The 20,405-nt window shown below is 50.6% G+C and carries 11 protein-coding genes; 1 reads left to right on the forward strand and 10 read right to left on the reverse strand.

Translation table 11 applies throughout. From position 1 onward, the window contains the following. The first annotated feature begins 47 nt into the window (after positions 1 to 47). Entirely contained in the window at positions 48 to 500 is a 453-nt protein-coding gene (locus MRBLPE1_RS19815) for a hypothetical protein (protein WP_364148691.1), read from the forward strand. Here the strand turns inward: MRBLPE1_RS19815 and MRBLPE1_RS19820 are convergent. The 10 genes from MRBLPE1_RS19820 to MRBLPE1_RS19865 form a co-directional block, all read right to left on the reverse strand. Beyond that, positions 478 to 2,280: a sensor histidine kinase gene (locus MRBLPE1_RS19820; RefSeq protein WP_364148693.1), complete on the reverse strand. Its 1,803-nt coding sequence runs from the start codon at positions 2,278 to 2,280 to the stop codon at positions 478 to 480. The genes MRBLPE1_RS19815 and MRBLPE1_RS19820 overlap by 23 nt on opposite strands. 71 nt (positions 2,281 to 2,351) lie before the next feature. Beyond that, positions 2,352 to 3,950, reverse strand: a complete 1,599-nt coding sequence (locus MRBLPE1_RS19825; protein ID WP_364148695.1) for a response regulator — start codon at positions 3,948 to 3,950, stop codon at positions 2,352 to 2,354. A 164-nt stretch (positions 3,951 to 4,114) separates the two neighbouring features. Further along, positions 4,115 to 9,361, reverse strand: coding sequence for a LamG-like jellyroll fold domain-containing protein (locus MRBLPE1_RS19830; protein ID WP_364148697.1), 5,247 nt, complete (start codon positions 9,359 to 9,361; stop codon positions 4,115 to 4,117). 64 nt (positions 9,362 to 9,425) lie between these two features. Continuing rightward, the gene (locus MRBLPE1_RS19835) at positions 9,426 to 10,466 is read right to left on the reverse strand and encodes an S-layer homology domain-containing protein (RefSeq protein WP_364148699.1); all 1,041 of its coding nucleotides are present in this window, start codon (positions 10,464 to 10,466) and stop codon (positions 9,426 to 9,428) included. Between the two features lie 80 nt (positions 10,467 to 10,546). Then, positions 10,547 to 15,742, reverse strand: coding sequence for an Ig-like domain-containing protein (locus tag MRBLPE1_RS19840; protein ID WP_364148700.1), 5,196 nt, complete (start codon positions 15,740 to 15,742; stop codon positions 10,547 to 10,549). A gap of 138 nt (positions 15,743 to 15,880) precedes the next feature. Beyond that, complete coding sequence (locus tag MRBLPE1_RS19845) at positions 15,881 to 16,714, reverse strand: carbohydrate ABC transporter permease (protein ID WP_364148702.1); 834 nt, start codon at positions 16,712 to 16,714, stop codon at positions 15,881 to 15,883. Next, positions 16,711 to 17,664 carry a carbohydrate ABC transporter permease gene (locus MRBLPE1_RS19850; RefSeq protein ID WP_364148703.1) on the reverse strand — a complete coding sequence of 318 codons (954 nt, stop codon included), beginning with the start codon at positions 17,662 to 17,664 and terminating at the stop codon, positions 16,711 to 16,713. Before MRBLPE1_RS19850 ends, MRBLPE1_RS19845 begins: the two co-directional genes overlap by 4 nt. 79 nt (positions 17,665 to 17,743) lie before the next feature. Further along, positions 17,744 to 19,195 (reverse strand): ABC transporter substrate-binding protein, encoded by a 1,452-nt coding sequence (locus MRBLPE1_RS19855; protein WP_364148704.1) that lies wholly within the window; start codon positions 19,193 to 19,195, stop codon positions 17,744 to 17,746. A gap of 276 nt (positions 19,196 to 19,471) precedes the next feature. Continuing rightward, positions 19,472 to 19,747, reverse strand: coding sequence for a YqkE family protein (locus MRBLPE1_RS19860; protein WP_364148706.1), 276 nt, complete (start codon positions 19,745 to 19,747; stop codon positions 19,472 to 19,474). A gap of 86 nt (positions 19,748 to 19,833) precedes the next feature. After that, entirely contained in the window at positions 19,834 to 20,331 is a 498-nt protein-coding gene (locus MRBLPE1_RS19865; RefSeq protein ID WP_364148708.1) for a CBO0543 family protein, read from the reverse strand. Positions 20,332 to 20,405 lie beyond the last annotated feature (74 nt).

Below are 20,405 nucleotides of genomic sequence, written 5' to 3' on the forward strand. Positions count from 1 at the left end.
CGCAATAGGCTTTAGGTTAAAAAGAATGAGGATAAAGGGGGTAAAGGATGAAACGAGGTATTATGCTGCTCGTAACCTTATTCATGGCTGCATCGATCCTTGGCTGCGCCCAGGAAGAAGCAGAGCCGCTGACCAAAGAACAATTCCGAGCCATGTACGAGAAGGTAAATAAGTTTAAGGGAAGGACCGTCGAGATTTACGGCGAAATCTTCGCGACGCCGCAAAGACTCGAAAAAATGGTTTATATTCAATTGTACGCCGATCCGGTCAACCGTGAGCAAAGCGTGATCGTCGCCTTCAAGGATCCTGGTCTGGATGTGCAAAACGGGGATTATGTCTATGTTGCAGGAAAGGTCAAGGATGCTTTTACGGGAGAAAACACGTTTGGCAGCAAGCTTAGCGTTCCGAGAATAATCGCTGGAACGGTCCGTAAAATCGATCCAGCGACTGCCCTCTCTCCCCCGTCACGGAGCAAGCTTACCTCTGAAGAGGGATCGTAACCGCAACGACGGTCCCTTTTCCAATTTCCGATTCAATGCTCAGCCGGGACTGGTTTCCGTAAATAAGCGAAATTCGCTGGGCTATGTTTTTCACGCCGATGCCCTCCGCCTCCGGATTCAGCAAGGTCCTGACCTGCTGCTCGGACATGCCCTTTCCATTATCACTTACCTCGAAATACAGCATCTCTCCGTGCACCTGCCCGCTAATTCGGATAACGCCTCCGCTTTCCAAAGCTTCAAAACCATGGATAATCGCATTTTCCACGATCGGCTGTAAAAACAGCTTCGGCACCTTGCAATCACCAGGCAAATGATCCAGCTCGTAAGTGACTTTAAAAACGCCTTCAAAACGGTTCTCCATAATATGCGTGTAGCTTCTCAACCACTCGAGATCATCCCTCAGCTTCACGATTTCCTGCTTGTTATTCACCGTATACTGCAGCATCGTGGAAAGACTCACGATCATTTTACTGATTGCTCTATCGTCCCGGTCAATCGCCATCCAATTGATAATGTTCAGCGTATTGTACAAAAAATGGGGATTTAGCTGCAGGTTGAGCGCCATGATCTCCGCTTCCTTCTCGCGCAGCGTGCTCTCATAGTTTTCCTTGATTAATTCTTGGATCTTCTCGTTCATATGGTTGAACTTTTTGATCAGGATACGAAACTCGAGCTGCGGTTGATCCGGAATTTTGGTAGAGAAGTCGCCGGAACCGGTTAACTGGATCGCAACCAGCATTTTTTTAATCGGATTCGTCAGCCGTCCCGCGATAAAAGAAGCTATGACAATCGCGATTACGATAAGGGCCATGGCGATCAGGAGATCCATATATCGAACGGTAGGCAAATTTCGCAGCAATTGGTTGTACGGAATGACGGAAACGGTTATCCAATCCGTTACTTTCGACGTATCGTAAGCAATGAGAACATCCTCGCCATCCTCCTTCACGAGCGAAGTGCCCGAGGAGGCCTTAAACTCATCAAGGTACCAGTCGTTCTCATCTTTTTTCCCCAGCTTCGAGAAATCCGGATGCGTTACGATTTGGCCATCCCGCGACACGATATAGAAATAGGAATCCGGCACAGGCAATCTTTGTTCGACCGTATTGCGGTAAAATTCTTCATTGAAATTAATGAGCAGCACGGGGCGTTCTACCGAATCCGGCCAAGTATAGCTGACGCCGTCAATAATGGGCGAGCTGTTGATCATGCGCGCGCTGGAGAACACCATTTTAAACTTCGGATCCATCCCAAAAAGCTGATCCTGGTTATACACTCTCGTCAAATCGTATGTCGGCACCCACACTAGGCTTCCTTGACGTTCCTTTACTTGATCATAGATATAGGAATTTTGGAAGCCTTGGGGCGAGACGGACACGAACGGCGAGTTCGTCGTATACGTCGGCGTTCCGGAACCGAAGCTGTAATAGCTGGTCATGAGCTGCACGGTGTAAAAATCTTGGCTGTGTCCAAAATACTTATACAAAATGGCCGTCGCCTGCCGATCCATTTTCACAAGCTCATAATCGTTACTTGGACGGGGCCTATCGAATAATCGAAATAAATCCGGATCGGAAATGAGCGCAACGGTTCGCTCCTCGATATTTTTGTAGACAATGTCGCCGATCTCGTTATTTTTTTTGACGATTTCCTGGATGCTGTCCCTCGCGTTGCGGACGATGATATCGGAGCTCGCATTATAATTGATATAACCGTTAATTACGGAAGGAAGAGAGATGAGCAGCACAAAAAACAGGATCAGCTTGGTCCTGAATTTCATGTTTAATAATCGGTCTTTCACAATTGAGATCGTAACGGTTCCCTCCCGAATGGATGACTGCGGATATAAGATTATCCCTGCTTCATGCTGCGGGCTATCGACCGGTATTCCTCAGGCGTCAAGCCGAACTCCTTCTTGAACACGCGGTTGAAATATTTAGCATCCTGATACCCGAGCCTGCCCGCCACCTGATAAATCTTATCGTTGCTTTGCTCCAGAAGCTCCTTGGCCTTCGTCAACCTGATTTGGGTCAAATATTGGCTGAAATTGATATTTAGCTTGCTTTTGAAATAATGGCAAAAGTAGCTGCTGTTGAAATGAAAGACTGCGGACACCGACTCCAGCGACAAATCCTCCATATAATGCTCTTCCATGTACGCCAGGCATTTAAAAATGACCGTTTCTTTGCTGTCCCGCCGCGCTTCCGTGATGGCAGCGGCAATATCGGCTAAACGGCCTGCAATAACCGCTTGGAGCTGCTCAATCGCATGAACTTCGTCATGCGATTCTGCGATGCCTGCAGCCAAGCCTTCCCGAATTTCAGGCTTTAGGTATTCCGCTGCCTCCGAAAGTTTCATTAGCAGTTTTTTGCAGTACGCGATCAGCTCTGAAGGCGCTGGCAGCCGTTCCCCCTCAACCAGCTTCGCTATGATGGTCCTCGCTGCATTCTCTATCGCTTTTTCGCCATGCGTCGCATGTATGGCATCGCCCAACATCGTCTCAAGCCTTGCGCTTGATTTAAGAAATAAACGCGGATCAATTTTCGTTCCGGTGCTCTCAAAGACGATTCTCCCATCCGCGTAGAACCCTTCCATCCCGGCAAAATAAGCCTCTTTGAACAAGCTCGGCGCCGCTTCGACCAATTCTTCCGTGCAACGGCTTATTCCGACATTGATGCGAACGCTTTCAAATTCAGCAAGCCGAAACTGCTCCTCGATCCGTGCAAGCAAGGATTCTTCCAAGCGTGCATTCGTTGCTGAAATGAGCAGGCTCCGCTCCTGCTCCGAGAAGAAGCTGATCGAAACGCCGTTTTCGCTTAGCAGCTCTTGCATTTTTTCCCTGATCCGTTCCTTGCTTAACTCCAGTGCCGTATCCTCCTGATGGTCCCTTCCATGGATCGCAGTTACGACGATGCTGCCTCCGCCTTGGAACAGCAAGGTATCGCGCAGTTCCCTCTCTTCATCCTTGGACAGCGGCAAGCCATGGTTCCAATCGCTCAAAATACGGTTATGATATAAGGGAATGATGGTCTGCAGCTTTGCCGATAAGCGCTCCTTCTCCTCGATACCGGCAAGCTCTTCCTCTAAGCTCCGTTCGGCCTTCTCCAGAATATGGGTAAATTTATCGATATCGACGGGTTTCAGCACATATTCAAAGGAGCCGAGTCCAATCGCCTTTTGCGCATACTCGAAATAATCATAACCGCTTAAAAAAATGACCTTTTGCGGTTTCCGGCTGCTTGGCAGCCTTTCGTAAAAATCAAGCCCGTCCATAATGGGCATTTGAATGTCCGTAATAATAATTTCAAAGTTTTCCGAATCGCAAATATTTAAGGCCTCTTCCCCGTTTTTAGCCGTGCGTACGGCGTATTCCGGACGGAGCCTTCGCAATATTTTGGACAAGCCGGCCAGATGCCCCGGTTCATCGTCCACGAGTAAAATATTATACAAGAAGATCGCCCCTTTCTCTTGTCGTATCTTCATCCTATTCTACGTAAAATCGGTTTGCAATCGGAGGTTTTGTTGAATAATGAGGAATTTTGCCGATCCGCTGACAGCGAATAGAAGGGATGCCAAGCCGGCATCCCTTCCCTTCTCCCATCGCTGCGAATGTGCTATCCGCTTATAATCTGCCTTGCGAGTGCGGCTAGATCCTCGATATCGATTTTGCCGTCGTTGTTCAGATCGCCTTTCTTTAGGATGGCCCATTGCGGATCATCGGAGGTCCTCCCATAGCTCGCTGATACGATGCCCAAATCGCCGATGCTGATGCGTTGATCACCGCTTACATCTCCCGGAAGCTCCTTTATAATGGCTGCCTTAAAGGTAATTAACGCCGTATTCAGCTCCGCTGCAGCCTGCTCGATCTGCTGCGCAGTAGCGGCGCCGTCAGCCGCAATGCTAATTGCATGGTCAATCGCTGTCAGCAATCTAGCCTTTGCGCCAACCGGATATTGTCCGGCTTTCGTGCCTTCCACCGCAGAAGCGTATATGTCGCGCGCTTCTGCGATCAACGCGGTCAAAGCTTCTTTATCGATTGCGTTAATCATGACGCTCAACGTTGCTCCTGTCAGGGCCGTTTCCTCGCCTTCCCCGTTCGCAACCTCCAGCTTCGACACCGCGATTCCTGCAGTCGCCTGACCTTCGATGCTTTTTGCTCTAAATCTCAGCTTAAGAAGCTCTCCGTTCGCGCCCGCATCCGCATCCCCGATATTAACAAGCATGATGCGTACCGTTCCTGGCTGATGATCCTCGCCGACTTTGACGAAATTGCGGTTGAGAACCGGTTCCTCGACACCGATCCACTCCAGCTTATCCGCATCATAGGTAACGGTCATATCCTGGGCAAGCACCGGCTGATCGACATCCTGCAAGGCTGCCGTTACGGTGAACTCCTCCAAAGCCGCAACCTTGCTAGGTCCGCTTAGCAGCATCGCTCCTTCCGTTTCCGATTCTCCCTCGTACAATGCCATAATGTCCGCTTCAGACATTGCCACGTCATAAATGCGCATGTCATCCAATGCCGCGTTTAGATGGGAGTTCGAATATTCCGACATGCCGATCATTTTATTTTTGGCCGACGGAGTAATCGAGGCTGGCGTGCCATTTACCGTTAGGGTCTGGCTTATGCCGTTCTTGTAGATCGCCCCCAGCTTCGTCTCCGAATCGAATGTAACGGCAATATGGGTCCATTCGCCGAGCGGAAGAAACTCATCGGGACTTTCATTCACATAAAATCCGTTAAAGCCGTCCACGATCATATAGCTGGAGCTGAGATCCTCCGGATTCGAGCCGTCATAGGTGATATAAAAGCCATTGCCGTTCCAGCCATCCTTGAACCACAAAATATTGCTGTTGCGCCCGTTCATCGTCTCGGTTCGTTTAATCCAATACGCTACCGTAATATCCTTAGGCTGGAGCTGACCGCTTGCGCCCAAATCCACATAATGATTTGTGCCGTTAAATTTTAGGGCACCGCCCCCGCGGCCGTCTTGGATCCACTCGCCGTCATCGCCTTCCACTAAACCATGAAGGCCATTTCCAGAAGCATCCGAGACTTCTTTTCCCGACTGCTCATCGAAGGTATAACGGGCCACCAAATGCGGGATTTGCACGGGAGGTTCTGCAACCGTTACAGTAACAACCGCTTTCAGCGCCGTGCCTTCCACCGTTCCATTCACGGAAAAGCTGCCAGGTGCGGCATAGACCGCCGGCGCCACCGCATCCCATGCTACGGCTGCGGCAGAAGTGCTGCCATTCTCATACGTCACGTTTACAGTCGTAGGCAGCTTTGGCGCTGTACCTGCAACCGTAGCTGCCGCAGCGGGGTGAACGGCTTCGATAAGTTTCCCGTCATATAGCGCTTTCACCTGCGTGTCGCTCATTGCCCCGTCGTAAATTCGGAAATCATCCAAAGCTGCTTGAAGCTGCGCGCCGTTATTATAGCCGGATACGCCGATTTTTTTGACATCGCTTGTAGAGGTGATGGAATCCGGCGTACCCGTAAGGGTGATCTCTTGCTTGACGCCGTTTTTGTAGATAGCGGAATCATCCGTCTCCGAATCGAACGTTATGACAACGTTCGTCCATTCATTCAGAGGCAGAAACTCGTTTGGCCGCTGCTTCACGTAAAATCCGTTAAAGCCGTCAACGACGACTAAGCTCGAGCTTGGATCTGCCGCGTTTGTGCCGTTATACGTAATATACAAGCCATTTTGGTTGTAGCCATTCGTCGGCTTGAACCAGAGCAGGACGTTTTCCGCGCTGTCCATGTCACTTGTCCGTTTAACCCAATAGGATAACGTCAGGCTGCTCGGCTGCAAGGCCTCGCTCGTTCCGGCATCGATATAATTTCCGCTTGTGCCTGCGAAGGTCAATGCGCCTCCTTTTTTGCCGCCTTGCTCTCTCTTTATTGTTCCTACAAGCGTACCGTCATGCCCATGGTAAGTGGAGTCTGACACCGTAGTGCCAGACGATTCATCGAATCCGTATTTGACGATAAGCGAAGGCATAGCCGCTTGCGGAGGCTCCTCCCCCTGCGTCACGGTGACGTGTCCGTACACGTTAAAGGTTGCACCCTCAATTGTGCCTTGAACCGTAAAGGAACCGGGCTGCTCATATTTAAACGCTCTTACGGGATGCCACTCTACCGCAGCCTGCGACGTCGATCCGTCGCTGAGGGTAACCTCGACGGTCTCCGGAAGACGCGGCGCTTGGCCCGCTTCCGTCGTCACGGCCGCTGAGGCTGCCGCTGCGATTCCCGTTCTCGTCTTAAGCCGAAGAATAGATACGGAATTCGGAACGCTGTCATACAAGAACGAGTCCGATACACCCGGTAGAACGCTTGTAACGGGAGCTACGTTAAGCGGATCGGCAAAAGTGTTTTGCGAGCTGATGTTATCGGAAGCCAGCACAATCGCCGTCCCGCGCGGCTCTAATCCCGAAACATTCTCCAGGTTCACGTTAACGGTCTGCACATCCGGAGAATTATTGACAAGCTTAACAATCACATCGCCGCTTTCATTGTCTTTGCTCACGACCGAATACAAGGGGGAAATCGCTCCGCCCGAATCCGTGAACTCATGGATCAGCTGGCCGTCGATATAGCAGCGGACTTTCGAGCCTTCGAGCTCGATTTTCAACTGGTAGGTTTTGTTCGTTTCTACCCGAAACGTCGTATTGACTGAGCTGGCTTCGGTTTTGCTGCCGCCAACCGCCTTCTCCACCAGAGTCCGGGTGTTGCCCCAACCCCCGATATTCCACCAATAATAATTATCCGTGTCCTTTACGCCGAAGCCGACGAGCATGCCTTCATTCCCCGATTTCTTCGTTGCTTTTAAGGTCATCGTATAATTGTTCCAGCTTGCGTCTCCTGCCGTGTTGCGGGCGGGTGTCGCCGTGCCTGACTGTCTCATGACCCCGTCAGTTACCTGCCAGGTCCCGCCGCTCGGGCTCCAAAGGCTGTTCGCGCTGCTGAAATCATCGCTCAGCAGCGTTTCGCCGTTAGCCGCGGTAACCAATAGATCATCGTAATCCACCGCAGTGCTCCAAGAGGCGAGCATGATTTTGCCCGTAATCGGCTTCTGTTCCTGTTCGTCGTTTTGCAGCAGCTCGCTTGCTGTCACTTGATCGCCGACGTTTGCGCTGAACATCTGCTGCACATAGAAGCTGGGGGCGCCAAATACATCTGTATTATTAAACCAGATCAAGTCCGGCGTCCATTGGACGAATTTATCCTTCGCAAACGTCGGCGCATAAGACGCAAACCGTATCACATCGCCATTGCGCTCAAGTCCCGTCATGAAGGCCGCTTCCGAGATCGCTCCTTGTAAATTGCTAAGCCTGCCCTTATCGCCCGATCCGATATGCGCGGCATATTCGCCAACGAATACGGGCGGATCATTGCGGTCATAGCTGTCGTACCGCTTCGTATTGCTTAGGAACCAAGCCGGCGGCTGATACATATGCTCATCAACGACCTGTGCTTTGCCCGTCTGGCGAGCCCAGCTCCAAGCGGTGCTGAACTCCGTTCCCGAAGCATAAGCGCCGGAAGACAACATTAAATTAATCGACGGGTACACCGCTTTAATCGCATCATAGAAAAGTTGATAACGGTCAAAGTAAGCGCCGGTCCAATGCTCGTTGCCTAAGCTCAAATATTTTAAATGAAACGGCTCGGGGTGGCCTGCGGCTGCCCGCTTAGCGCCCCATTCGCTCGTTACCGGCCCGTTCGCATATTCGATTAAATCAAGCGCGTCCTGAATATACGGCTGCAGTTCGGCCAGCGGCACGACGATGCCCGGCGCCAAGAATTGCTCCGCCATTCCGACGTTGATGACCGGCAGCGGCTCCGCACCCAAATCCTCCGACAGCAGGAAATATTCATAAAACCCAAGCCCGCCCGTTTGATAGTAATAGGGATCGTTGCCGCGCGCAGGATCGGACCAGAAATTTTTATTGACCTTGCGCTCCGCGACGTCGCCTATCGTGTTTTTCCAGCGGTAAAAGTTATCGACGTTTCTTCCGCCGACAATGGAACCGCCGGGAAAACGGATAAATTTAGGCTTCATATCGGCCATCGCTTGAACGAGGTCGGCTCGCAGGCCGCCCGGACGGTTTTTCCACGTATTTTGCGGGAAAAGCGATACCATGTCTAAATCGACGGTGCCTGCTCCGGACGAGGTAACGCTTAGTTTGGAGGCTGCGGCAGTCTCGGATGCCGTAAGCGTCGCCGTAAGCTTCTGCCAATCCTTCGTAATTCCGTCTATCGTGGCTTCGGCTATGGTTTCGCTGCTTGCATTTAACAATCGGATGCGAAGCGGCGACTGAAAAACTCCGCTGCTGCGCGCATAGACGGAGAAATCATAGCGGAGTTCGCGTTCGACGGCTATGCCTGCAAAACCAGAGTTAACCAAGCCCGCGCCGGTTCCCGGCGTTTGAACCGTTAGTCTAGCATAATGCGGGTTATTGGCATTTAACGGCTGCGCTGATTCAATGGTGACATTCGCCGAACCTCCGCCGTCCGTTACTTTCGACCAAGCTCTGAGCGATTCTTCAAATTCGAAGGACCGATTTTGCACAAGCTCCGCATAAAGACCGCCGTCTCCGGCGTAATTAATATCCTCCAGAAAAATGCCGTTTAACGTCGGGCTTATCGCTGCGCCGTCCCGGGCTCCGTTTATGTTCAGCTTATAATCATAGCTTCCCGCCTCCGCCAGCGCCGCCGGATCATCTATCGCATTCTGCACGGGTTCGGCCATGCTCCCTTCGGAGGCCCAAACCGCTCCTGGCGAGAAACCTATTGTTCCTGCAAGCAAGACAGCCAGCGTACTGGAAACAATTTTACCGAATCGACGATTCATGAAATTCCCTTCCTTCTCTTATCATCCAAGACATAAGACATGACCAGCCTTCCTTGTTCCCAGCCTACGATCCTGTCTCCTCAGCCTGCTTATCCAGCATGTTCAGCATTAAGGTAACGGCCTCGGCACGTGTAGCGGATGCGTTAGGCGCGAATCGATTGCCTCCTTGGCCTTGAACGAGCGCTATCTCTACCGCTGCCGCGATGGATGGCTCTGCCCATGCCGGAATTTGATCGCGGTCAGCAAATGCGGTACGGTCGTTCAGATCGATCGTCAAGCCTAATACTCTCGTTAAAATGACAGTCATCTCGGCTCGCGTGACCGGCTGATTCGCTCTAAATGAGCCGTCTTCGTAGCCTTTAATAAAACCTCTGTCCGCCGCAATCCGGGCATAAGCCCTAGCCCATGACGGAATATCCGCTGTATCTGAAAAAGCTGCCGTCTCGTAATCTGCTGCCGGGATTTCAAGCGCCCTGACCAGCATTGCCGTGAACTCTGCGCGCGTGATGCTTCGGCTAGGCATGAAAGTCCCGTCGCCATAGCCTTTCACGATCCCTAATTCGACTGCCCTTTCCACATTCGTTCTTGCCCAATGATTCGCCATATCGCTAAAATGAATGCTATCCGCCTGTCCGCTGACGCTGCTTGTTACCCGGAAAGCAGCCGCAGGCTGGGTCGCTTTCAGCTTGCTGTCCACAAGCTTGGCAGCCGTCAGCTCAATGCTCGCCTGGCCTTCGGCCAAAGCTTCGAACGTAAGCGTGCATAATGTTAATTTCCCGTTCTCGCCGGCTACCGCACCGGTTTTCGTGTGGGCAAATACGATTTTGTTGTTGTCGATAATCGGCTTGATCGAGAAGCCCTTGATTTCGGACTTTGCTCCGAGCAGCTTCAGCCGTTTGGAGTCAAAGCCAAATGTTAATTCGAAAGCGTACATATCCGTTAAGCCAGCCCCATCGACGGTCACCGTGACCATTTGTCCGACCGCCTGCTTCTCTTTTGATAAGCTCATCGTAAAAGCTGGAGAGCTCGCAGCACCGGCAGCTGCCGGGAATAAGGAGAAACAGAGCAGCAGCGTTATTGCTGCGGACAGCCATCTCAATTTCATAGGACGTTTCTTCCTCTCCGTATGTAGGTGGGGAAGGCATACTCGCCTTCCCCTTGATTGCTTCATCTTTCGGGCTGCGGTCAGCCGAGTATCAGTCTGGCAAGGGCTGCAAGATCCTCGATATCAATTTTTCCATCCTTATTCATATCCGCTTTCTTGATTTGCTCCCATTGCGGATGTGCTGATGTTTTGCCATAGGATACGGCTACGATTGCAAGATCGCCAACGCTAACCTTGTCATCGCCGCTCACATCGCCCGGCAGCGCTTTGTTGACCGAAGCTTTGAACAGCTGCAGCGCGTCGTTCAATTGCTGGACAGCCTGCTCGATTTGAGCAGAAGTAACGCCGGTCTTAACGGCAATGGCCTGAGCGGATTGAATAGCAGCGAGAAGCGCGGCTTTGGAACCGGCCGGATACTCGCCAACCTTCGTCCCTTCGACTGCCGCATCATGCACTTGCTGCGCATCCGCGATAAGCGCGCGGAGCACGGCTTTATTTACTCCGTTAATCTGGATGCTGTAGCCGGCTCCCTCCAGCTCTGTTTCCAGTCCGGCTGCATCTGCGGCAGCCGCTTTCGTTATCGAAATATTCGCCATTGCTCCGCTGTCCGTATCCTTGGCTTTAAACATTAGCTTCGCAAGCGGACCGTTCACATCCGAGCCTGCGGCGTTGATTTTCGCGGTGATGAGACGAATCTCGCCATCCTTCTGATCTTCGCCGACGAGCGCGAAATGCTCGTTCAACAGCTCATCCTCTGCGCCAAGCCATTCAAGCTTATCCGCGTCAAAAGCGATGGTGATATCTTCCGCGTAAACCGATTGTTCCGCTCCGCTAATTCCGAGGATGACATGAAAGGCTTCTCCGCCTTCTATTTTCTCCGGTCCGCTGAGCGTTACGGCAGCCGTGCCTTGCGCTTCGGTTACGGTAACGGAAGCCTCCGCCTTCTTAGCGGTAACGGCAACGGTTCCATTTACTTTAAAGGTACCCGGCTGCGCGTAGGCTGCCGGAGCTATCGCATCCCAAACGACTGGCACTTCAGCGGTTGCTCCGCCTTCATAGGTCACGGTAACCTTAGCTGGCAGGTTCGGAGCCACGCCGGCTGAAGTCGTTACTTGAACGGACCCCACTTCCGTAACCGTACCTCCCGTCACGGAAACGTATGCTTTCACCTTTGTCGTCGAGGCTGCGATGGCGCCCTCTACGATAAACTCGCCGATCTGGGCATAGGATTCCGGCGCGATGGCATCCCAAGCGATGACATTGTTCACGTTATCCCATGAACCGTCGTTGTATAGAACATCGGCTGCCGCAGGAAGCACCGGAGCCTTTCCGACGGCAGTGACCGCATGGATATCCGTGATATTGGTCACTTGCACGGCATTCGTGACTCTGACGTAAACGGAAGCCTCGGCCTGCAGCGTTGACCCTTCGATAATTCCCGTCACTTTGAAGGAAGAGCCTGGATTTTGCAGGAGCTCCGGATCGATAGGGAACCAAGTCACCTTGCTTGCTTGAGTCGAACCGTCTGCGTACGTTTGCTCGATTTTGGCAGGCAATTGAGGCTGCTCGCCAACCAGCGTAGGAATTTTGACTGCATTCGCGCTTACCGGCGGTTCAGCGAATACCTTCCATTCCAAAATGCCCGTCGAGGCATTATTGCTGACCATGACGATTCTCAGCTTCGTTGTCGTCACGGGTTTGAACTGCACGTGGTTATAACCGTTTTTGGCTAAGCCGTAAGCGGTAGGCTCAGCAACGTCCACAAGCTTAGAGCCGTCCCAGTATTGCAGTTTCCAAGAGGCAGGCAGCTTCACGCCTCCGCCGTCATCCATCCAAGAGACCGAAGCTTTCCCGATTTTCACCGGCTCGCTCCACGTATATTCCACCCATTGCGTGCCTTGCTGGCTCCAGTTGCCGTATCTCGGAATGCCGCCGGCGGACACGCCATTAGGCGGATTGGAATTGGGCCAATCCAAGCCGTCATTGACCGCGGTTACCGTCTCCCAGCTGGATACGAAGGAAGTTTTCGGCGTCGCGAAGGTCGCCACGTTAATTTCCGATGGCAGAGGTTCAACAATGACCGTCAACTCTGTTTCGGATGACAACTCGCCGTCGGTTGCTTCAAATTTCAGCGTGTAGGTTCCGGCGGCCGTAAACGTTGCGGTTGTGTTTCCTTCCTTCGGGTTCGCGAAAACGACGTCACCCGGCCCGCTTAGCTTACTCCAGTTCACCGTGACGACGCCTTCCGGCAATCCGTCATCTACAGCGCTCCCGATTAATTTTGCTTGAAGCGGCAGCTTTGGTCCGCTGTCTAGCGCAGCGGTAACCTCCGGCTTCTCATTAACCGGAACAGGCGGGATAATGCCTGTGTGGTACACCTGAATTTCTTTTAGGGCTGTTTTGTTCGCACCCTTATGCGTCATCGTTACCCGCATTTTGCTGGCTGTAACTGCCGGGAACTGCACTTCGTTCAAATTTGCCTGAGGGATCTTAGGCAGCTTATACGGCTTCAGCGCAGGCAGCCAATTCGAGCCGTCGAAATATTCGACCTTGTACATGGATGGCTCGCTATAGCCTCCCGAATCCACGCGGTCGTTGTAGAAGTAAAGCTTCACATTATCAAAAGCTGTCTGCTTACCGAAGTCGATTTCATACCAATCCGTCGCGTTTGGCGAGCCTTTGCTTCCCCAGATCGGCGGCGTAAAGGCCGCTTCACGAGGTTTGGACGTTCCGGAAATCGTAAATCCGTCCACGGCGTCGCTTACCTTTGTTCCCGCTGCATTAAACGATGCGGATTGCTGAACGCCTTCGCCAGCGGCTAGATTAGGAAACGCAGCCGTCTCCGGGTCAAGATCGATGCCTGCTTTCTGGAACATGTCGATCACTCTGCCGTCGGTCAGCGCAACATCCTTCGCTTCCTTCAGCTCACTCATCGTTTTTTCATAGAGTGCCGTTCCGTCATCGCCTGGGAATTCCACCTTGCCGGTCTCCGGGTCCCAAACCAGCTGAACCAGCTTATCCGCCGTAAATGCGCGCTCACCGTCGATAAATACGGAATAGCCCTCAGGTGCCGTGCCGTAATGCGTCGCGCCGTCCCCCGGCTTATCCCATACGATCGTCAAATCCTGATCATGGTAATTCAGATTGTTGACCGTAAAATGATCCCAGCCGATATCAAGCGGCCAAAGCTCGATTTTTTTGTCGAGTCTTGGACGCAAGCCGGCCACGTCCTCAATCAGCGTATAATTGTAATTCCCGAGAATGTTGTGGTGGATCCAAGAGCGGTAATCGATTTTTTGGGTAGCTGGATTCCAGTTCGCCCAAAATTCGTTCGCATCCGGATATCGCGTATCCCCGTCGTAATATTGCGCCCAAGCCACCCAATAAAGAAGCTGCTTATACATATCTGCCGTGATGTACTCCGACGGATATTCCCGAAGCGCTTTCGCGAACAAACGGAACGTGACCGTAGAATTGATGGTCGAAAAGTTGTTGGAGCCCGCTTCCCCTTGGGCCGCTGCTGCCGCTTTATCCTTCTGGTTCGCCGTGAAAAAAGGAAAGATCGGATATTCGGCGGAGTCCTGCCATAGGCGGAATGCTTCCTTATACTTCTCTTCATTTGGCGGAACGCCTTCGGTAAACGGATAGTAATTGTTTATTTCCTTCCAAGGATTCAATTCGTCCGTGCTGATATGGCGATGCTTGAATACTTGGTCTTCTTCGTCCCAAAGCTCTTCCATAATGCCTTGTTGAATATCGGCAGCGATTGCGCCAAGCTCGGCTTCTTTCTCCTCGTTGCCAAGGAACCCGTACATTTCAGCAGCCGCTTTCGCGCCTCCGTATACGTAAGCCCCCTCCGCCCGCTCTTGGTTACCCGATTTCCAGTGAAAAGACACGGCGTCTGCATCATTGCCGGTTAATGCTCCCCAATCGTAGGCAATGACGCCGTTATTGTTCTTATCGAAACGAAAGAGCTGTCCAGCTACGTCTTTTTCCGCATAGTGGGCCAAGTTGCCGATAATCTCGGATTGTCCGCCATGGATTTTATAGCTGTTCCATGCCGCTTCCGATAAGTATTGGGTGTAATAATTGTTCCAATTGTCCGGCATGCCCGGGTTATCTGTAAAAGCGCCGCCATTGGAGGTTTCGCCGACCGATACCCAGTTCCCGTACGAATACATCGGATTTCGCAAATATTGCAGATCCTGAATATGCATAGGCTGCGTCAAAACAATCGCATTGTTGTAGCCGAGTACCCCTTCAATGGAGGTAGGGAATTGAAAGTCATTCCCTGGAATGTTAGCGTCAAGATAGTTGAAGCGGTTCAGCCACCACCGGTAATAGGCGATTTTTTTGATATTTTCATCCGGTACATCGATATACGGCACGTTATCCGCCCACCATTTGTTATAATCCTGTGTCTGCTTGGCGAGCGCGGCATCATTATTTAGGCTCTTGTAAACGTTGTATTCCGTCAGCGATTCCGGAATTTCAGCCGTAATGAAGCCCATTACCACATTAGCCTGCAGCGTCGCTCCGGCCGGAATGCTTATCGTGCGAGTAAGCTTGTTATCTGCAGCTGTCATGCCGCTGCCGGATAAGCGCGTGTTAATTTTGGTTAAATTCCGGGCGGAATTGACCACACCCGTCAGCTCGTCGCCTTCCGCTTTGGATACGAAGGAAGGATTAACCGTCATCGTTACCGTTTTGGCTTCCGTTCCCGTATTTATGAGATCAAGCAGCGTTACCGCTGCGTTACTATCCGTAATGAATTTACGCTGCACGATGCTTAATCCTTGCGCGTTATGCTCGCTTCTCCAGTGGCTCGGCATTTGCAGCCGCTTGCCGACATCCTCCGTTAAAGTCAGTCCGGTGAACGTAACCGTATAGGCATTGCCGCCAAGCACATCCTGATATGCCGTCCTTCCGGCAAAGCCGATCAAGCCCGGCGTATGCTCTTTCATATACAAGGCTCTGCCCCGCGTCATCAAATCTACGCCGCGAGCCTCCCTGGCCGGATCATTGCCGGGGCGCGCCAGCAAACGGTCTATCCAGAAATCAGTACCGTTTTTCTCCATGTCGTAGATGGCCTGCATCATGCTTTGTTCAGGAGAATAAGCAGCGGGCTCCTGCGGAATTACGGCACCCGAGCTTTTAAAGACGGGCATTCCGGGATTGTTGGCCGCCGATGCGAGCGGCGGGATGCTCCCGAAGACAAGCGCAAGTCCCAAGACGAGGGACACGGTCCGCTTTATCCGTTTTGTCGATCGTAACATGATAGAATCTCCTCCAATTTCGATTGAATTTTCGAACCCATTATTTTGTAAGCGCTTTCTTCATGGCTCGAGTCAAAGCAGCATCCTGCCTGCAGCACGACCATTTGTTTTGAAGCGTAAGCATAACGATAACCGCAGTTAGCCTTTTATGCCAGTCATTGCAATCCCTTCGATAAAATGCCGCTGCGCGATGAAGAAAATGATTAGCGATGGAATGACAATGACGGCGGTGGCTGCCATCATGAGATGCCATTGTGCCGAATAAGAGCCTTGGAACAGTGTAAGTCCCTGCATGAGCGTATAATTTTTCTCAGAAGTGATGAAAGCTAACGGTCCGAGATAGTCGTTCCAATTGGCAAGAAACGTCAACAAACCGACGACAATCATGGCTTGTTTCGCTACCGGCAAAATGATCTGCCAATAGATCCGGAAATGTCCGGCACCGTCAACCTTAGCCGCTTCATCCAAATCTCTAGGAATGCTGAGAAAAAACTGACGCAGCAAAAAGATATTGAACACGCCGCCTCCGAACCATGAAGGCGCAATAAGCGGAACGAACGTATCCGTCAGATACAGCGCATTCCAGAAAACAAACTGCGGAATCATGACCACGAAAAACGGAATCATTAGGCCTGACAGAATAAATCCAAACACCTTGTCTCTGCCCTTCCAGTCGATTCGCGAAAAGCTGTATGCGCAAATCGAGCTTGAAAGCAGCACGCCTACGACAGCGGAACCCGTTACGATCGTGCTGTTAAGGAAAAAACGTTCGAACGGGTACGCTTCTAGCGCCGACTTGTAATTTTCCCAGCTGAGCGATTTCGGAAATATAGTGGGCGGCACCTGATAAAGATCGCCCATACCGATCAACGATGTTCGCAGCATCCAGAATATAGGAAATAAACAAAAGAACGTACCCGCGAGCAGCAAAGCGTAAATGACGCAGCGCTGAAGAATAGGAAGCTTTCTCATTTCTTCCCCCCCTTCCCTTCGTAATAGACAAATGATTTGGAGAAGAAAAATATCGCTGCGGTAAACAGGATGATGACGATAAACAGCAGCACCGAAATCGCGCTGGCACTCCCCATTCGGGAAGACTTGAAGCCTTCATTAAACAAATAAAGCACATAAAACAGGCTTGAATTATTCGGTCCGCCTTGCGTCATGACGGCAGGCTGGACAAAGGTCTGAAAGCCGTTAATAAAGGCAATGACCGTATTGAAGAAAATAATGGGAGAACTCATCGGGATTGTGATGTATATGAGCTTATGAAATGCGTTTCCGCCATCAATGTCGATGGCTTCGTAGAGATGAGAAGGAATGCCTTGCAGGCCTGCCAAAAAAATAACAATCGTGTTACCCAGTGTCCAGAAGCTGAACAAAATAAGCGTCGGCACCACGGATGTCGTATCGCCCAGCCATTTCGAGGATGGCAAATGAAGCGAATCCAGCACATAATTGACAATACCGAAATCCGGCTGGAGCAGCCACATCCATACCATCGACGAGGCAGCCAGCGGAATGATGACCGGCAAATAAAATACGCTGCGGAAAAACCCTCTGGCCACGATTTTCTGGTTAAGCAAGATCGCCACAAAGAAAGATAGAATAATGCCAAGGGGTACGCTAAGCCCCACATAATAGAGGGTTGCCTTAACTGCCGGATAGAAAAAAGGATCGGATCCCTCGAATAAATGGACGTAATTATCGAACCCCAGCCATTTCGGCGTCGTTCCAACGCTGTAAGAAGTGAAGCTAAGATACAGCGTTGCTACAATCGGTACGATGACGAAAATGAGATAGCCCAGCAATACAGGTGACGCGAAAAGTATGCCGTAGCCGAACTCCTTGGATGAACGCTTTTTCCTGCCGGCACGCTCCTGCACGATCGAGCGTTCCCGGAAGCCCGCTATTGATTTCATAGTTGCTCTCTCCAAACTATTGGTAGGTTAGGGCAACCGGCAATGCCGGCCGCCCGAATAGCAATTCTCCTCCTCTAACTTATGGGCTTACATCGTATCTGCCTTGAATTTCGGGCTGCACCTTCGCTTCGATTTCTTTCATCGCTTCTGCGGCCGTTTTCCTTCCAAGCCATACTTCATCCATACCGGAGAATGTAATGGCGTTCACCTTGGAGAAGTTTTTAATATAGTAGGATCCGTTAGGCACGCCGTTATTCAGCAAATTGTTCATCATCGCATCCTTGAAGCCGGCTGGATGCGCCGGGTTATTCTCTGCCCATTTGGCAATAAGCTCAGGCTCGGTATACCATTTCGTCATCGTCGGCATCCATAATCCGCCGCTGTACAGTTCAAGCGAGCCTTCCGGGTTTTCCAAAAACTTCGTTAACAGCCAGGCTTCATCCAGATGCTTACTGGATTTGTAAATGACGGAGGCCCCGCTAATGCCCATCGGTACGGAACGGCTCATTTTCGGAAGAACGCCGATATCGTAGTTAACTTTGGCTGCTCCAAGATCAAGGTTGATCCATTGTCCGTGCATAGACATGGCAACTAGCTTGGATTGCAGCGCGACCGCTTGCGACGGAATCGATTTCATTTGCACCGGCGAAGGCGCAACATGATGAACATTGATCAGATCGGCAAGTCTTTGAATCGCTTCCGTTGCTTGCGGCTCGCTAAACCCAAACTTGCCGTCCTTCGTTATCCATTCGCCCTCATTGTTAATAACGGTTGCGTGGATCGGTCCATGCCATGTTTCGAACGACACGCCGTACTGCTTGATATTATTCGGATCAAAGCCTTCTTCCGAAGCATTCTTGCCGTTTTTGTCCAGCGTCAGCTGTTTGGCCACTTCGACGAATTGATCCCAGTCCCATGCTTCCTCCGGTTTGGATGGCGGATAGGCTTGCTTCGCAGTATCGAAGAGGTCTTTATTATAGAACAAACCGAATGTCTCGCCGGCTGTGCTGATTCCGTAAGCGAAGTCCTCGGAAGACTTAAACCAGATGTAATCCAAGAAATCTTCACGCTTTAATTCGTCGTCTTTGTCCAGCAGCTCGAACATATTGACGAATTTCCCTTCCTTTTGCCACGGATCCGCCAGCTCCCCGTGCATATAACCGAGATCCGGAGAATCATTTCCCGCTACCATTGCGGTTATCTTCGCATCATAATCCGCCTCCGGGATATGAATCGCATCCACGGTAATCCAAGGATATTTTTCCGTAAACTTTTTCGTCGCCTGCTCGATTGCCGTTTTCTCTTGCGGGCTTCCCCAGAATGTGAATTTCAGCTTAACCGGCTCTTTCGAATCCTCTGTTTGTGCATTCGTTGGTTCGTTCCCGCTGTTCTCCGGGCTTGTTGTTTTTTCGGTCTGTGAAGGCCCGGTCTCATTTTCCTTGTTCGTCCCGCCCGAGCAGCCTGCAAGCAGAGTTGCAAACATTAAGATGGCCAGCATGAGGATGAATAACGCCTTGCGGTTTTGTTTCATGGTATACCTCCCTTGTAATGTAGAGCTCTTTAACGTTTTTGTTCCTGTTTTTAATACTAATGAATGCGGTTACAGTTTAATATTCGAAATTTTTTGTAATAGTGGACTATCTACACAACCTTCTTCATCCTGCGGCCTGGCATGCCATACAAAGCCTTATTATGAGCATTAGGCCTTCTCCCGTAAAGGAGCTTTTACGTTTTTCTAAAATAAAAAAAGCACCCGGGAGGGTGCTTTCGATGAGGCCTGTCATGAATATAAAAAAACAAGAAACGGCTATTTATGCTTGGACCAGCTCGGATCGCTATTTTCAAGCAAATACGAGAAATCATTTTCCAAGCGCTTTTGTTCCTGCTTTTTCTTTTCTTCCTCCTGCTTACGGATGTCTTCCTTGCGGGTCTCCTCGGCTTTCTTCAATTCCTCGGCCTGTGCTTTCAGCTTCTTTACGGTATCTGCGCTCAGAAGCTCATTCAGCAATACAGGATTGTCCTTTTCGCCTTTCGGCGCAGCTTTTGCCGCGGATGACGCTGCCTGCTTTTTTTTCTTGCTCATCCTTACATTCCCCGATTCTTCATGATTTCAATATGACGTGTTTCTAATGCCTATATGTTTATAATAACATCCCCGCTGCAAAAAAGTTAGCTCATCGGAACATCCAACCAATGCATTAATAGTACTACGATTACGATAGAAACCAGATAGGCGAGCAGAGGCCTCTTATGATGAAAGACCAGCATAGGAAACATCATGATATCAAATAAGAACGAATGGAATAAGCTCCATCCGTTTTGATAAGAAATTCGTCCGAAGTATTGCAAAATGATTTCTACTATCGTGTAAATCAACAGCCATTTGGCTAAATAAATAAGCTGCTTCTTTAATGTTTGCGGGAACCTTGACAAGAAGAGCAACACGCTAAGCGGCATCGTAACAAAAGCATATACAATGACAGTTATTTGCTGATTATATAGAAAATCCGGATGAAAAATCCATAGCGTATAGTCTTTAGTTAAATACTCGTATAATAATCCGCCTGCCGCTATGTAGAACATAGTCGCGTGGTATTTCCGCCAATTTTGCCAGTCACCCCAACGCCATGTCGAGAAAATCGTAAATAAACAAATCGCTACATGCATATATCCACCATCGTTTTCATAATTTTTCTTATTTTATATTCACCTCATCGCCTTTTCTTTATTCTATTTCCTGA

Source organism: Paenibacillus sp. LPE1-1-1.1 (assembly GCF_040676435.1).
Lineage (GTDB): Bacteria > Bacillota > Bacilli > Paenibacillales > Paenibacillaceae > Pristimantibacillus.

Coding starts and splice junctions, on each gene's coding strand:
- MRBLPE1_RS19815 (WP_364148691.1), top strand. CDS start 48: ATGAAACGAGGTATTATGCTGCTCGTAACCTTATTCATGGCTGCATCG.
- MRBLPE1_RS19820 (WP_364148693.1), bottom strand. CDS start 2,280: ATGAAATTCAGGACCAAGCTGATCCTGTTTTTTGTGCTGCTCATCTCT.
- MRBLPE1_RS19830 (WP_364148697.1), bottom strand. CDS start 9,361: ATGAATCGTCGATTCGGTAAAATTGTTTCCAGTACGCTGGCTGTCTTG.
- MRBLPE1_RS19835 (WP_364148699.1), bottom strand. CDS start 10,466: ATGAAATTGAGATGGCTGTCCGCAGCAATAACGCTGCTGCTCTGTTTC.
- MRBLPE1_RS19840 (WP_364148700.1), bottom strand. CDS start 15,742: ATGTTACGATCGACAAAACGGATAAAGCGGACCGTGTCCCTCGTCTTG.
- MRBLPE1_RS19845 (WP_364148702.1), bottom strand. CDS start 16,714: ATGAGAAAGCTTCCTATTCTTCAGCGCTGCGTCATTTACGCTTTGCTG.
- MRBLPE1_RS19850 (WP_364148703.1), bottom strand. CDS start 17,664: ATGAAATCAATAGCGGGCTTCCGGGAACGCTCGATCGTGCAGGAGCGT.
- MRBLPE1_RS19855 (WP_364148704.1), bottom strand. CDS start 19,195: ATGAAACAAAACCGCAAGGCGTTATTCATCCTCATGCTGGCCATCTTA.
- MRBLPE1_RS19860 (WP_364148706.1), bottom strand. CDS start 19,747: ATGAGCAAGAAAAAAAAGCAGGCAGCGTCATCCGCGGCAAAAGCTGCG.
- MRBLPE1_RS19865 (WP_364148708.1), bottom strand. CDS start 20,331: ATGCATGTAGCGATTTGTTTATTTACGATTTTCTCGACATGGCGTTGG.